This window comes from uncultured Psychroserpens sp., assembly GCF_947500255.1.
GTDB lineage: Bacteria > Bacteroidota > Bacteroidia > Flavobacteriales > Flavobacteriaceae > Psychroserpens.
Genome location: NZ_CANMRL010000001.1, coordinates 497,274 through 512,096, shown reverse-complemented (window position 1 = coordinate 512,096; position 14,823 = coordinate 497,274). Strand labels below are relative to the sequence as shown.

Below are 14,823 nucleotides of genomic sequence, written 5' to 3'. Positions count from 1 at the left end.
GATTTTGAATACGTTCATTAACTATGGCGCGACATTTGAAAGCAGTTATTAAAAACTAACTATGGAAACATTTTTTATAATCATCTTAAGCATATTGGTCACTCTAGGTATTGTGACTATCATCAAGCAGTTTAGATTGCGACAACAAACCAATTCACAATCGGTAATTTTACTAGATAAGATTAAAAAAGTATGCAAATTCATTACTGTTGAAGGTGATTTTGCAGAGATCTATCACTACGAAGATGTTAAAGAACGATTTTTAAAACTTATTAGTAGTAAAAAGAAGGCTTTAGTAGTCATTAATGCGAAAGCACATGTTGGTTTTGATTTGTCGAAAATTCGAATGGATTCTGATCTCAAAACAAAGACAGTGAAACTATTTCATTTTCCGCAACCTGAAGTATTAAGTATTGAGACCGATTTAAACTATTACGATAAGTCTGATGGAATGTTTAATAAGTTTGAAGCTTCAGATTTAACCGAATTACACAATGAAGCAAAACTTCATATTATGAATAAGGTGCCAGAAAGTGGATTGTATGAGATTGCAAAAAAAGAAGCCTTAGAGTCTGTATTGCTTATTGAAAGTATTGTCGAAACTATTGGTTGGAAACTCGATTATTCAGCTTTGAAAATAGAAGAAGGTACACCTAAAAAAATAGAAGAGTGATAGATATATCTACCGATAAAACACGTCTAGACATCAAATTAATTCACGAGTTTTTAACCGAAACCTATTGGGCTAAAGGACGTACACTAGAAGAAGTGAAAACCTCTATTGAACACTGTTTGTGTTTTGGAGTATATCATGAAAATAAACAAATTGGTTTTGCTCGTATAGCAACAGATTATGTGGTTTTTGCATACCTAATGGATGTGTTTATACTTCCAGAATATCGAGGTAAGGGGTATTCTAAACAACTTATGGAAACGGTTCATAAGGAGCCAAAATTGAAGTCTTGTCACATATGGATGCTAAAAACTTCAGATGCACATAAATTATATCATCAGTTTGGATATACCGAGTTAAAACATCCTGAAAAAGTCATGGAACGCTTATTAAAATGAATATAGAAGACTATAGAAATTATTGCATGAATAAAAAGGCAGTAACCGAGCATTTTCCTTTCGATGAAGATGTTTTGGTGTTCAAGGTATTAGGGAAAATGTTTGCCTTAGCTTCTTTAAAAAAATGGGAGAGCGGAGAAGGGTTTATTAATCTCAAATGTGATCCAGAATATGCTATTGAGTTAAGAGAGACCTATGAGAGTATCAAGCCAGGTTACCACATGCACAAGCAACAATGGAATAGCGTATATATCCATACAGGAGAACTTTCACCAAAACTCTTGACCAAATTAATCGATCATTCTTATGATATGGTGGTTAAAGGTTTGCCTAAAAAAAAACGTCAGGAGTTAGACTAGTTTCTCATTCATCTACACTTATTTGCCACTCATCTATTGAATTAACTCATCTAAAGAATAGTTTTATAGTCAAAGGGTAGTCCTTTTAGATTTGTTACATATTAACAAAAGAAGATGCCCATGATTCCCTCCGCCCAAAAACTACTGTCCAAATTCCTATACTTTTTTTCTGATTATAGATCAGTTGAAAATACAAGTAAAACAAGTTTGGATAAAAACCAGGACAAGATGACGACGAGAACACAATTACGAGCCAGTTTAAAGCAGTTAGAATTTATCAGTTATTTTGAAATGCATATAGCTAAAAACCATGAAAAGAGCTACTCTTTGACTTTCTTGCAAGAATTAGAAAGAATTAAATACGATTCTCAAATCAATACGATTAACTTAATCAATCATCAAAAACTATAATGTAATTACCATTCGTCTACACTTAACTGTCATTCGTCTACACTAAATTTAAATTAAACGAAGTAAAATCATCATTAGTCACTATTGTAGTAATTTCACAATCTACAATAAGTACACCCTCATGGAAAAGAAATTAAAAGTATTGTTAATTGAAGACGATACTATTGAGATTATGAAACTCAATAGAACGGTTTCAACACTTGATATCAAACATGATATCATAGAAGCTAATAATGGTGAAGAAGCGTTAAGGATTTTAAAAGAAGAACAAAGTTTACCTCACATAATTTTATTAGATTTAAACATGCCAAAAATTAATGGCTTAGAGTTTTTAGGAATTCTTAAAAATGATGATACTTTAAAATATATTCCAACAATAATATTAACAACATCAAATAACCAAAAAGATTTGTTAGAATGTTATAGAATAGGTATTGCAGGTTATGTGCTAAAGCCTTTAAAGTATGAGGATTATGTTTCAAAAATTGAAAAACTATTAGCGTATTGGAGTATTAATGAATTAATTAAAGCATAAATGAAAGGTATCGTATTTACAGAATTTTTAGAATTGGTTGAAGATAAATTTGGATTAGAGATGGTTGATTATATTATTTCGAATTCTAATCTTGAATCTAATGGTGTTTATACATCAGTTGGAACCTATAAATTTTCAGAAATGCTGCAATTATTGCAACACCTAAGTGCTAAAACAGATATCAGCATAGATGACTTATTATTAGTGTATGCAGAGCATTTTTTTAGTGTTTTGGAAGATAGTTATCCAGGGCTTTTGGCCACTTATAGCGACCCTATAGATATGCTAGCTTCCATCGAAAACCACATTCATGTTGAGGTAAGAAAAATTTATCCTGATGCCGAGTTACCCACTTTTGAAGTGTTAGAAAAAACAGACGATTCATTAATTATGATTTATAAGTCTAGTAGAGCGATGCATCATTTTGGATTAGGGTTAATGAACAAGACTTTTGAACATTTTAATAGTACGGCAACTATACAATTGGAGAAGATTAAACCAGATGGAACAGAGGTTAAGTTTCTAATCAATAGAAATTAATGAGTCAAGAGCAGCTGGACATACTACAACGTGCTTTAGCTAGAGAACGAGCAGCAAGAAAGCAAGCTGAAAAAATCCTAGAAGAAAAATCTGCCGAATTATATCAAGTGAATAAAAAGCTTGAAGAATCTCATGCAGAGTTGATGTCGTTATACGATAAAACTAATTCTCAGCTACAAGGTGTTTTTGAAAATATTGTCGATGCATATGTGATTATGGACCTCTGGGGAAACATTCTAAAAATGAATGATGCAGCAGTTAAATTGCTAGGTTTTAATGATGTTAAAACGAATAGTAATCTTATGGAATTAGTAGATCCAAAAGAAATTGAGAAAGTGGCTACGTCTTTTAAGACTTTAATGGAAAAAGGGGTTATTACTAATTTTAAAGTAAAAATTGTTACAAAGACTGGAGAAAAAAAATTGGCACACATTAATGCTAGTGTAATTTATGAAAAAGGAATTGCTGTAGGAGCTCAAGGTATTGTTAGAGATATTACAGTTGAAAGTGATTATCAAAAAAGTATAGAAGCTGAGCGGCAGAAATACATGAGTATTATAGATAATATGAACCTTGGATTAGTAGAGGTTAATAATGAAGATGAAATTCAATTTGTAAACCAGCAATTCACAGAAATTTCAGGATATTCCAAGGATGAGTTAATTGGACAAGTAGGGGGTCAATTATTTCCTGTAGATAAGGATAAAGATATCATTGTTTTAGAGAATGAAAAACGTCTAAAAGGAAAATCAAACTCTTATGAGATTGAGGTCAATACTAAATCTGGAGAAAAACGTTTTTGGCTTATTAGCGGTGCTCCTAATTATGATATCAGCGGAAATGTTACAGGTTCTATAGGTATCCATTTAGATATCACCGATGCCAAGCGTAATACAGAATTAATACAGGAACAAAAACGCGAACTGGATGTTATTATTAATAATTCTTCAATTGGTATTGTATTAACACAATATGGAGACATTCTCAAAACCAATGCAACATTTCAAGACTTGCTTGGTTATTCTGAAAGTCAATTAAATGAGTTTTCTATAAAAGATCTTTCATTTGAAGAAGACTATCCAGAGTCAAAGTATTATATCGATAAAATGAATTTAGGTGAAATTGACAACTTCACAGTAAATAAACGCTATAAAAAGAGAAATGGCTCAGTTATTTGGGCTAAAACAAATGTAAATGCAGTAAGGGATAATGATGGAAATATCAAGTTTCAGGTAGCACTTATTGAAGATATCACTTCGGAAAGAGAACGAACATTGATTATTGATATGATCAATAATCTTACTAAATCTATTTTAGGAAAAACAGATGTTAATGAAATTGCTTGGGAAATTGTCAATAACATAGCTGAATATCTTGATTCTGAAGATTGTGTTATTTATTTAGTAGATCACAACAATAATACTTTAGAACAGATTGCCGTATATGGCGAAAAATTAGATGAGGACAATAAAATTCGTAACAAATTAACGGTTCCTATTGGAGAAGGCATCGTAGGAAGTGTTGTGAAATCTGGAATTTCAGAAATTATTAAGAACACCTCAAAAGATAAGAGATACATTGTAGATGATAAACAACGTTTTTCAGAAATAACTGTACCAATAATAAGTGAAGGTCGCGTTATAGGTGTTATCGATTCTGAACATAAAGATAAGAACTATTACACCAAAGAGCATGCTAAAGCTCTTGAAAGTGTAGCAAGTTTAGTAGCAATTCAATTGAGAACAGCTATCAATATTAGAGAACGTAAAAAGGCCGAATCTAAGAATGAGCATTTATTACTAGAGCTAGCAAAAAGTAATGACGAACTCCAAGAATATGCTCATATCGTATCTCATGATTTAAAATCACCATTACGTAGTATTGAAGCCTTAGTAAGTTGGATAAAAGCAGATAATTCTGGTAAGTTTGATGACGTTAGTTTGCAAAATTTTGATTTAATAGCAACGACACTTGAAAAGATGGAGCAACTTATCTCAGACATTTTAACCTATTCAAGTATTGGTTCTGAAACTCAAGAAGAGCAAGAGGTCGATTTAAATGTTTTGATAGATGAGTTAAAACAAATCTTATATGTTCCAGATCATGTGTCTATAAATGTATTAAACACTTTGCCAACAGTTAAAGGTGATAAAACCAAACTACAACAACTGTTTCAAAACTTAATTAGTAATGCCATAAAGTTTAATGATAAGGATTCTGGCGTGGTCAACATTAATGTCGAAGAAAAAAAGTCATTCTACCAATTTTCTATTCAAGATAATGGTGTTGGTATCGATAAGAAATACCATGATAAGATTTTTAAAATATTCCATTCCTTAAATAGTAGTAAAGAGTCTACTGGAATTGGTTTATCGATAGTTAAAAAAATCATAGACTTATTTAAAGGTGAAATCTGGATAGAATCTGAAAAAGGAAAAGGAACAACATTTCATTTTACTTTAAAAAAATCATGATGGAACAACCTAATCTATCCTACATTCATAGTATGTCTGGTGGTGATATCGCTTTTGAAGAAAAGTTAATCGCTATCATAAAGGCTGAGTTCCCAGACGAAAAGCAAGTATATTATAAAAATATAGCTGCTAAAAACTATCCGCTTACAGCTGAAAATGTTCATAAACTTAAACATAAAATTAGTATTTTAGGGCTTGAGAAAAGTTATGAGATTGCTGTAGCATTCGAAAACAATTTACTTGAAGGCAGTACAGAACTTCAAGACGACTTCGAATCTATTTTAATAACCATAACTAATTATTTACAACAGTTATAATTAGTACCATATGAATTGTATTATTATTGATGATGAAGCTACAGCAAGAGCAATTATTGCCCAATTATGCTCTAATGTAAACAGCTTAAATGTATTAGAAGAGTTTCCAAATGCAATTCAAGCCATTAAGTATCTCAATCAAAACGATATTGATCTCATTTTTTTAGATATTCATATGCCTGATTTTACGGGGTTTGATTTTATCGAAACACTGAAAAATCCGCCAAAGATAATTTTGACAACTTCAGATTCTAAGTTTGCTATTCAAGCATTTGAATATGATTGTATTGTAGATTATCTAGTAAAACCTATCACACCAGAACGTTTTCAAAAGGCTATAAAAAAAGCCGAAGTAAAATCAATGCCTGTAGCAGCATCAACAGCTTCTGAAAAAGTAGAAACTACTTCTGGTAATGATTTATATGTTAATATTGACAGACGTCTTATTAAAATTGATATTCCAAGTATTTATTTGGTGGAAGCTAAAGGTGATTATATTCATGTAAAAACCGAAAATCAAAACTATACAGTGCACTCAACCTTAAAGAAAATAGAAGAAAAGCTGCCCAATGATCTATTTCTTAAAGTACACCGTTCGTTCATTATCAACGTTAATAAGATTATTGATATTGAAGATAATAGTGTGCTTATAAAAAAAGATGTGATTCCTGTAAGTCGTTCAAATCGACCAGAGCTAATGAAACGTCTTAATTTACTCTAAAACCATTCGTCTATACTTAATTGCATTCTAACGCTCTTTGTTTTCGATCAAACGAAAATTAATGAGTGCTAATCGATATGTCTCTATTTTAGCATTAGAATCATAACATAATAGTTTTGTGATTAATAGCTAATTAAAAGGCAGAAGAATTTTCTATTCTTTTGCCTTTATTGTATATACATACCACTTGTCTAAAGGAAATAGTTATTCACATGCTAATTCCTGCTAACCAAAGAAAAATTTTCTAATTCTTTTACTAGTATTTTACATTCGCTTTAAATGGTTAATCCTTAATAAGGAATTGATTAGAATGGGACGATAAAAGGCAAAAGAGACATCTTTTGCCTTTTATCATTTTGTGCAATTCGTCTACAGTTAAACGTCATTAAACTTAGTCGACAATCGCCTAAACGAAAATAAAAAAAGCAGATGTTTAAAGCTCATAGTTTTGTCTCATAATCTTTTAATAATAAAGACAATGAATAAACTTTACAACATAAAAGTACAGTTCATCTTATTTGGGACAATATTTATGACTTTGAACTCAAATGCACAAGACATCCCATTTAATTGTGATTATAATGCTTACTTATTTCAGTATAACGATGTGTATGCTATAGATCTTGCATCTGGTGGATCATATCAAGTTGCTGCAGATGTAACCTCTGGAAATATCAACGCTGCAGCATATAATCCAGCAGATGGTTTTATTTGGGGATCACTTACATCGCCATCTAAAACGATTGTACGAATTGGTAAAAACTTTACGACAACAACTTATTATATTGATGAATTACCAACAAGCAATAGATACGTTGGTGGTATAAGTGCTACTGGAATGTATTTTCTTAAAGGCGGTGGAACCACGTATTATAAAATTAATCTCGACCCCAATTCTGGATCTTATACACAGCACGATGAAACGGCCACCTTATCACAAAACATCAACATACACGATTGGGCGTTTAATGCAGTAGATGGACAATTATACACTGTTGAAAAGAACACCAATATATTATATCGTATTGATCCTTCTAACGGAAATGTACAAGCTTTGGGAGAGGTTCCAATTTTGTCAGGACTCAGCTATACTTATGGTGCTGTATATTTTGATGCCGATGGTCGCTTTTATGTATCGGCAAATCAAACAGGAACTATTTATGTGATTCAAAATGTTCAAACCTTAGTCGAAAATGGAGAGATGGATTCTAATCTATTTGCTTTCGGTCCATCGAGCTCTAGTAATGATGGCGCACGTTGTCCTACGGCTCCTGTGCTTCAAGAGATTTGTGATAATGGCATTGATGATGATGGTGATGGACTCATAGATTGCGAGGATCCTTCTTGTTCAGGATATGGCGAATGTGCCGTAATCACACCTCCTACTTCTGGAGGTAATGAAGGTGGATTAGAAAGTAATAATAGACTGTCTGAACAAATCAATGCAAGAAATTTTAATCGTGCAAAAACGGGTTATAGATTTGATAGAACAACAGCAAGACGCCTTACCAAGTCTAATACCTATTTAGAGCGTAATGCAAATTCAGAATTTACACTTGAAGATTTTATTCCACTTGATGTGATCAACGAAGATGAGGTTATAGAATCAACACCTGTCGATTTATTAAATATTACCAATGCCACAGAAATTTATGCTGTAGACTACTTAGAAAATAATATGCCTGCGGCTTCTATTATCGCATTGAAAACTGAAAATGGCGTTTATGAGCATACCAAATACATCTGTGATCGATTACTTGGTGCCGAGCTAATCTCGGTAAATACAATTGATATTAACGAACAGGCTTTTATCAAATCGATTATCAAAAACACAGATGGTACGTATGAATTTGTATTGAGCTTATCTGCTAAAGTGGTTAATAACGATGAAAATTTCGCTGTAGAAAGCCATTGGAATCTTGATCAATATGAACAAGATGTTACATTCTATAATTTTCAAATTTGGACTAACTCTGTAGATGATCTCTATCTATTAGGTCTGGAAGTATTGAATCTTTTAGAAGCACAAAAACCAATTTCAAACTATAATAATTCGACTCCTCCAACCGTATTTGTGAGAAAAGGAACCTATAATAATGGCGCTTTAGATTTACAAATTATAAATGTAAATGCCACCGAGAATGTGACTTTTGATGCAGGATTTAGAACTACTGAAACAAGTGAATTTGATGCCCTGAATGCTACCATAGACCTTAACGAAGATTACATCACTAACCTACAATTAGAAACTGGACATCTATTTGATATCGGATTCAGAATTGGAGATGGAATCACTACACCAGACGACTTATTCATGTCTGATGGCCCTTGGGGAATTGATGATTCGCAACCAGATACAACAGTTGATACCTATACTGTTTTGCCAAATGACTATGCTTTTGATATTTCAGATTTTCCAATAGAACGTAATGTTGTTTTAAAAGCAACAACGAGTAGTTATGTTGCTGCTTATAGAGCTTTAACGCCACGATTCAAGCCTGTAGATCTTACAGATTATAATAGTTTAAAATTCAAAGCCAAAGGCACAGGACTATTAGAAGTGACTTTAGTTAAACAAGGTATTTCTAATTGGGAAGAACAATACCACACCAGTATCACATTATCTAATACAGTTAATATTTATGTGTTACCAATAACTAGTTTTGAATCGATCAATGGGGTTGATCCTATTTTGGATGATGTGATTACTGTGGTATTTACTATGGTGAGTTTAGATGGTACAACGACCACTAAAGAGATGACATTAGAAGATCTACGTTTCTCTCAAGAAACCTTATCTGTCTCAGATATAATGCAAGAGAATACTAAACTTAAGGCTATACCTAATCCAATGACGGCCGAGACAAGCATACAGTTTACATCTAACCAAACAGAGACTGTTCAGTTTGTGATCTACGATCAACTTGGGAAAGTAGTCTATCAAAGTCATCATAAAGTAACACCTGGAAGCAACAACATTACTTTACAAAAAGATAATCTTAGTGCAGGACTCTATTTCTGCAAAATACTGAGTCAACACACACTATATAATCCCTTGAAATTAATAATTAGATAACCCTAGGCTAATTCAAGATTCAACAAAGCATGGAGATTTGCGGCGATGTTGAATTGGATTGAGGCAAAAGCGAAAGCTTTTGCCTTTTTTTGTTTTGCCATTTCTAAAGCTTATTGATTATATTTATATTGAAATATTAAAAAGATCAACACTATTAGTTGAGTTTCATTACCGCTATTAAGAAACTTTTCAAATGTATTATTGGGTTAATCAAGGCAAAACTTATAAAGAAGAAAAAGAAGGAGGATATTTATGGGCTCCAACATCTAACAGTTCTGGGAAATCGTTTTTCCATTGGAACAATATGATTAAACTTAAACCTAATGATATTGTTTTCAATTTCCGAAAAGGGTTTTTGGTTGGTTATTGTATTATTTTATCTGAATATTTTCTATTTGCTCAACCTGATGAGTTCGATGTAGATGTCCAATGGGAAGATGAAGGTTATATGATTGATGCAAAATATCATTTATTTAATAAACCTTTAGATATTAATCAAGTTTATGAAAAAATAAAACAATATTTACCTCCTAAATATTCACCTCTTAATTTTACGGGAAACCCGCCAAAAGCAAAAGCAAATCAAGGTTATTTGTATGCATTAGACCCATATAGTGCTAAAGCAATATTCAAATTAGGAAACATATATATTGAAAATCAAAAAGAAATAAAACATAATATAAACGAAGAGAAGTTTAATTATAAATTGTCTAAGATAACAACAAGAAAAGGTTTAATTACATTAAGGACTGTTCAAGGTGAATTTAGACAACAAATATTAAAAAGATGGGGAAATAAATGCGCGGTAACTAATGCTTCATTAAAAGAAGTTTTGATAGCTTCTCATATTGTTCCCTGGAGAGAAGCTAATGATAAAGAGAGACAGGATGCTGATAATGGAATTTTATTGTCTCCAGTTTATGATGCACTTTTTGATAGATATTTAATTTCATTTGATGATGACGGAAAGATAGTTTTGTCTAATTCATTTGATAATATAGAATTTTTAAAATTAGGTATTACAGGAAATGAAAGAATTAAAAGCCTCTCTCTTGGAAATAAAAAATACCTTAAAAGGCATAGACGAAAATTAATTGATTTATGATAAAGGTTGCATGTGGTATTATTTATAGAGATGACAAATTATTTCTTTGTAGAAGAAACCCAAATAAGCATCTAGGGGGGTATTGGGAATTTCCTGGAGGGAAATTAGAGTTTAATGAATTTCCCGAAGATGCTTTAAAAAGAGAACTCGAAGAGGAGTTGTCAATGTCTGTGGAAATAAAAAATCACTTTACAACTGTTATCCATAAATATGAAAATTTTGTAATTGAATTAATCGCTTATGAATGTAAATTTATAAAAGCAGACTATTTACTGAATGCTCATGATAAATATGAATGGTTAGAATTAAATGAAATAAAGAACATAAAATTATCTCCGGCAGATATTCCTATTTTAGATAAGTTAACAAATGTTTTAAACAGATAGTTATTTTCCAAAAACCCCTCCATCACCAAACACCCATTTAAACCTCAATCCAATTTCGGTAAAAGTAAAGCCAGCAGCTGTGGCTGATGCAATATTGCTTCGGGTTCCAAATAGGTTTAACATCGTGCGTTCTGAGAATTTATAACCTAGCTTCCCTTGGAATCTATACGTGCTTTGGCGTTCACCATTGTCTATATATTGTAGTCCTGTTGCGGCTGTGAGTTCGTAAAACCATTGTTTTGATTTAGCTATGTTCTCATCTTTAACCAAATTTAGAAATACTTCAGCGGCTTGAAATGATTCGGGACTAAAATAGATGTTTGGCACCTGTTCTTTGAACGTAATATATTGATAGTTGAATCCTACTTTTAAAGAAGGTTTAGCCAATATGTTATAGTACAATGACGTGAAAAGTAAATTCCTTGCATTTCCATCATTTTGGGAGGTATAGATATATTGCGTAAACCAACCTAAATTAAAGTTGCTACTAAGATTATAATTGACATAATAATTGTTTTGCACAATCTCTCGATCTAACAAATCTGCATTAAAACTTTGGACACCTCGTTTGTAACCTAAATCTAAATTTTGAAGTTTAAAAGGTTTGATGTGTACTGATACATCAGTAATCAATTGATTGTAATCATTTGTTTCGGTTTTAGCAGAGGTAAGTCCTATAGTTCCTTTAAATATTAGATTGTCTAACAATTGATATGATAAACCAAAAGCTGCTGCATTTGAGTAGGCGTTATTCTTTGTGATGGTATTATTGGTCGTTCTATAGTTATACTGTCCGAGCAATTTTAATCTAGTAGATAGAGGATATGACACACTAGTTTGAAAAGCAAATGCTTGATTCTCACCATTGTCAAATGAATAAGCAGCTCTAGAATTAAGTGCAGGAGAAAAATTAGCGTTTAGCTCATTTATAAAGTTCACAGCATCTTTTTGATTGTCATAAAACTTTAGTGTATTTTCTGCTGAGGCATAGGCATCATCATAACGTCCCAAGGCTTTCAAGGCATTTGCTTTTCCGAGATTGCCGTCAAAGGATGTACTGTCGTTTGCTAAGATCCTATTATAATCTTCAAGACTTTTTTTAAAGTTACTCTTGTAAATGTTCAATGTGGCGCGCAATGCCAATACCCAATTTGCATTTGCAAACTCAGTCATTAAAGTATCAATTAAACGTTGAGCAGGTTTGTATTTTTTATTCCAAATTAGCGCTTGAATATAACGTTCTGTCGTTTGTTGTTTTAATGTTTGAGCAGAATTGGTCTCTATGAGTGATTGCGCATTATGACTTAATTGCAAAGCTTTCTTGTCTTTACTATTAAGATGTGCTACTAAAGACAAACCGTTTAAGGCTTCTATTTTGTTATTTGGGTTTTTAGCTAATCTATTATAGACGCCTTTGGCAGACTCTAACTCATTTTTAATAAGGTATAAGTTAGCAAGATTCAATAAGGTTTCTTTGTCGTCACCTAGTAACTCTAAATTTTTAATTAATAAGAATTCTGCTTCAGTATAGTCTTGTTCTTGCTGTTTCTTATAAGCAAACCCTAGATAGATATACTTTTTTGAATTAAGTGCATTTGGGTTTCCTGGTGATACCGCTAAAGCCTTGTCAATATAGATCAATGCTTGTTGGTATTCCTTTAGGTTTGATAAAGTATTAGCATAGCCTAACAAAGTAGGAAAACTTTTAGGAGCTTCTTTTACTAAATTACTATAGTAAGCTTTCGCTTTATGAAATTGTTGGTTCCATAATAAAGATTCGCCGTAATTTAGTTTCACTTCAAAATCGGCTGGATAATCTTTTAGTAATTGGCTAAAGATAGTATTTGCCTTTGACGTTTTACCATTAAGACCAACAGCTCTACCATAACATAAGCGCGCAGTTTTATTATTTGGATAGTCGTTTAATATCGTATTAAAAAATAGTTCGGCTTTAGTATATTGACCAGTTTCTAAATAAGTAAATCCGTCTTGCATATCTTGTGCATGACTAGATATTACAAGTAATAAAAAGAAGGGATATATTAATGATTTTAAAGTCTTCATAACGGTTTGATTTGCTTATTTGCAAGTTACGGACGAAGACCACTTCATTCATCTACAGCAAACTGCCATCCGTCGAAATCAAAAGGGTATACGTGGAGTTTGTTTAGATATTAGCGTCAGATTTAAACACATAATCATTTAAAAATTACAATTATGGCACTACGAATTTTAGAAGAAAACGGAGCATTTCAATTACACGGAAGTTTAACCGCAACAACAGCTAGATCGTTCATTATTCATTTTGAACATATCATTAATACAGCAAAAGATGTGACTGTAAATATTGAGAAAGTAAAATGCATTGATGCATGTGGTGTTGAAGCATTAAAAACGTTAATTGCAATAGCCTTACAATCTAATAACATGTTTTCTGTTATTGGATATGGATGTAAAGACATTTATGATGATTATAAGAGTTCATTTGCAGCTTAATAAAACTACAACAAAACTACTTGATGATGCAATATTTATCTGTCTTAAAATCCAAAAGACTGTCTCCAGAACAGTTATTTATGCTAAGTGTTTTAGCAGTTAATGGAGGTAACTATCTATACAACCTTATTTTAGGTCGTATGTTAGGTCCAGAACAATTTGCAGATGCGGCAGTCTTGATTACATTTTTATTGGTATTGTCATTTGTGGCGATGACCTTTCAATTAGTTACTGCTAAGTTCTCGGTTGTTTTTGAAGACCTTACTTTTACAGCTTTCGTCTCTAAAACCTACAAACGAGCTGCTGGTGCTGGTGTGGTTTTAAGCGCTTTAGTCATTGTATATTCAAATGAGTTGCAACAGGTGTTCAATACATCGTCTTCAAGTATGTTTATACTCTTTGGACTTGGGATACCCATATACTTTTTAATGAGTGTTAATCGAGGTGTATATCAAGGTCAAAAAGCATTTAAACCCTTATCGATTACGTATCAAGCTGAAATGTTAAGTCGATTGGTTATTACGTTCGGATTGCTATATGTATTTCAAATAGAATCTTCTGTTGTAATCGCTATTGGAATATTGATCTCATTTGGTTTTGGTTTAATACCATTCAGGTTTAGATATTTCCGATTTAAAACCTCATTTGATATTGAAACTACTACATCAAAACAAGTGACTCGTTTTTTTGTGATTACCGCTTTTTATGAACTCACTCAAATCATTATAAATAATAGTGACATTTTATTGGTTAAACACTATTTTGAATCCTATGAAGCAGGACTATATGCCTCTTTAGCGCTTATTGGTCGTATCGTGTATTTTTTAGCATGGATGTTTGTTATGCTATTACTTCCAACAGTAGTTCAACTTAAAAAAGAAGGAAAGGCTACTGCACCAATTTTATTTAAATACGTTGGATACATAGCGATGATTGCACTAGTAATAGTTACTATTTGTGCTTTATATCCTGAAACAGCGATTAATCTGTTATTTGGAGATAGTTATTTAGCCATGGCTCCTTTACTATGGAAATATGCACTGGCAACAGGTTTATTTGCCATCTCTAATATCTTTGCGTATTACTATCTGTCGTTAGATATGTATATTCCAGTGGTTTTTTCTGGACTTTTTGGAATGCTCCAAATGGCTTTGGTCATCTTCTTTCATGACAGCCTTGAACAAGTTGTACATATGCAAATCTTAGCGATGGTATGTTTACTTGTTATTCAGATTCTATACTTTTTATCAAACTCAAAATTGAAAGCGTCAAAAAGTTAAATCGAAGGCTTTTTTCCATTCATCTACACATAAAGGTATCCTATCTACAGTT

15 protein-coding genes are annotated in these 14,823 nt (G+C 32.1%); 14 read left to right on the top strand and 1 reads right to left on the bottom strand.

The features are described 5' to 3' along the window. Positions 1 to 61: 61 nt before the first annotated feature. The 12 genes from Q0783_RS02110 (at position 62) to Q0783_RS02055 (ending at position 10,995) form a co-directional block, all read left to right on the top strand. Positions 62 to 673 carry a DUF4230 domain-containing protein gene (locus Q0783_RS02110; RefSeq protein ID WP_298892886.1) on the top strand — a complete coding sequence of 204 codons (612 nt, stop codon included), beginning with the start codon at positions 62 to 64 and terminating at the stop codon, positions 671 to 673. Further along, entirely contained in the window at positions 670 to 1,071 is a 402-nt protein-coding gene (locus Q0783_RS02105) for a GNAT family N-acetyltransferase (protein WP_298892884.1), read from the top strand. The genes Q0783_RS02110 and Q0783_RS02105 overlap by 4 nt, the downstream gene beginning before the upstream one ends. Beyond that, the gene (locus tag Q0783_RS02100) at positions 1,068 to 1,430 is read left to right on the top strand and encodes an MmcQ/YjbR family DNA-binding protein (RefSeq protein ID WP_298754450.1); all 363 of its coding nucleotides are present in this window, start codon (positions 1,068 to 1,070) and stop codon (positions 1,428 to 1,430) included. Before Q0783_RS02105 ends, Q0783_RS02100 begins: the two co-directional genes overlap by 4 nt. A gap of 228 nt (positions 1,431 to 1,658) precedes the next feature. Then, the gene (locus tag Q0783_RS02095) at positions 1,659 to 1,841 is read left to right on the top strand and encodes a hypothetical protein (RefSeq protein WP_298754453.1); all 183 of its coding nucleotides are present in this window, start codon (positions 1,659 to 1,661) and stop codon (positions 1,839 to 1,841) included. Between the two features lie 121 nt (positions 1,842 to 1,962). Beyond that, on the top strand, positions 1,963 to 2,376 hold the full coding sequence (locus Q0783_RS02090) for a response regulator (protein ID WP_298754455.1): 414 nt from the start codon (positions 1,963 to 1,965) through the stop codon (positions 2,374 to 2,376). Next, positions 2,377 to 2,916, top strand: a complete 540-nt coding sequence (locus Q0783_RS02085; RefSeq protein ID WP_298754457.1) for a heme NO-binding domain-containing protein — start codon at positions 2,377 to 2,379, stop codon at positions 2,914 to 2,916. Next, complete coding sequence (locus tag Q0783_RS02080; protein WP_298892882.1) at positions 2,916 to 5,390, top strand: PAS domain S-box protein; 2,475 nt, start codon at positions 2,916 to 2,918, stop codon at positions 5,388 to 5,390. Before Q0783_RS02085 ends, Q0783_RS02080 begins: the two co-directional genes overlap by 1 nt. Then, a complete protein-coding gene (locus Q0783_RS02075; RefSeq protein WP_366915429.1) occupies positions 5,387 to 5,707 on the top strand; it encodes an Hpt domain-containing protein in 321 nt (106 codons plus the stop codon). Before Q0783_RS02080 ends, Q0783_RS02075 begins: the two co-directional genes overlap by 4 nt. A 10-nt stretch (positions 5,708 to 5,717) precedes the next feature. Continuing rightward, positions 5,718 to 6,428: a LytTR family DNA-binding domain-containing protein gene (locus Q0783_RS02070; protein ID WP_298892880.1), complete on the top strand. Its 711-nt coding sequence runs from the start codon at positions 5,718 to 5,720 to the stop codon at positions 6,426 to 6,428. 478 nt (positions 6,429 to 6,906) lie between these two features. Further along, entirely contained in the window at positions 6,907 to 9,504 is a 2,598-nt protein-coding gene (locus Q0783_RS02065; protein WP_298892878.1) for a T9SS type A sorting domain-containing protein, read from the top strand. Between the two features lie 193 nt (positions 9,505 to 9,697). Beyond that, positions 9,698 to 10,609: an HNH endonuclease signature motif containing protein gene (locus tag Q0783_RS02060; RefSeq protein WP_298892876.1), complete on the top strand. Its 912-nt coding sequence runs from the start codon at positions 9,698 to 9,700 to the stop codon at positions 10,607 to 10,609. Continuing rightward, positions 10,606 to 10,995: a (deoxy)nucleoside triphosphate pyrophosphohydrolase gene (locus Q0783_RS02055; protein WP_298892874.1), complete on the top strand. Its 390-nt coding sequence runs from the start codon at positions 10,606 to 10,608 to the stop codon at positions 10,993 to 10,995. The genes Q0783_RS02060 and Q0783_RS02055 overlap by 4 nt, the downstream gene beginning before the upstream one ends. Here Q0783_RS02055 and Q0783_RS02050 read toward each other — a convergent pair whose 3' ends face one another. Beyond that, positions 10,996 to 13,059 (bottom strand): tetratricopeptide repeat protein, encoded by a 2,064-nt coding sequence (locus tag Q0783_RS02050; protein ID WP_298892870.1) that lies wholly within the window; start codon positions 13,057 to 13,059, stop codon positions 10,996 to 10,998. Positions 13,060 to 13,212: 153 nt separating this feature from the next. On the opposite strand from Q0783_RS02050, the gene Q0783_RS02045 reads away from it, so the two are divergent. Together Q0783_RS02045 and Q0783_RS02040 are read left to right on the top strand one after the other, a co-directional pair. Then, the gene (locus tag Q0783_RS02045; protein ID WP_298892868.1) at positions 13,213 to 13,491 is read left to right on the top strand and encodes a hypothetical protein; all 279 of its coding nucleotides are present in this window, start codon (positions 13,213 to 13,215) and stop codon (positions 13,489 to 13,491) included. A 26-nt stretch (positions 13,492 to 13,517) separates the two neighbouring features. Beyond that, positions 13,518 to 14,771, top strand: a complete 1,254-nt coding sequence (locus Q0783_RS02040; RefSeq protein WP_298894159.1) for an oligosaccharide flippase family protein — start codon at positions 13,518 to 13,520, stop codon at positions 14,769 to 14,771. Positions 14,772 to 14,823: the final 52 nt, after the last annotated feature.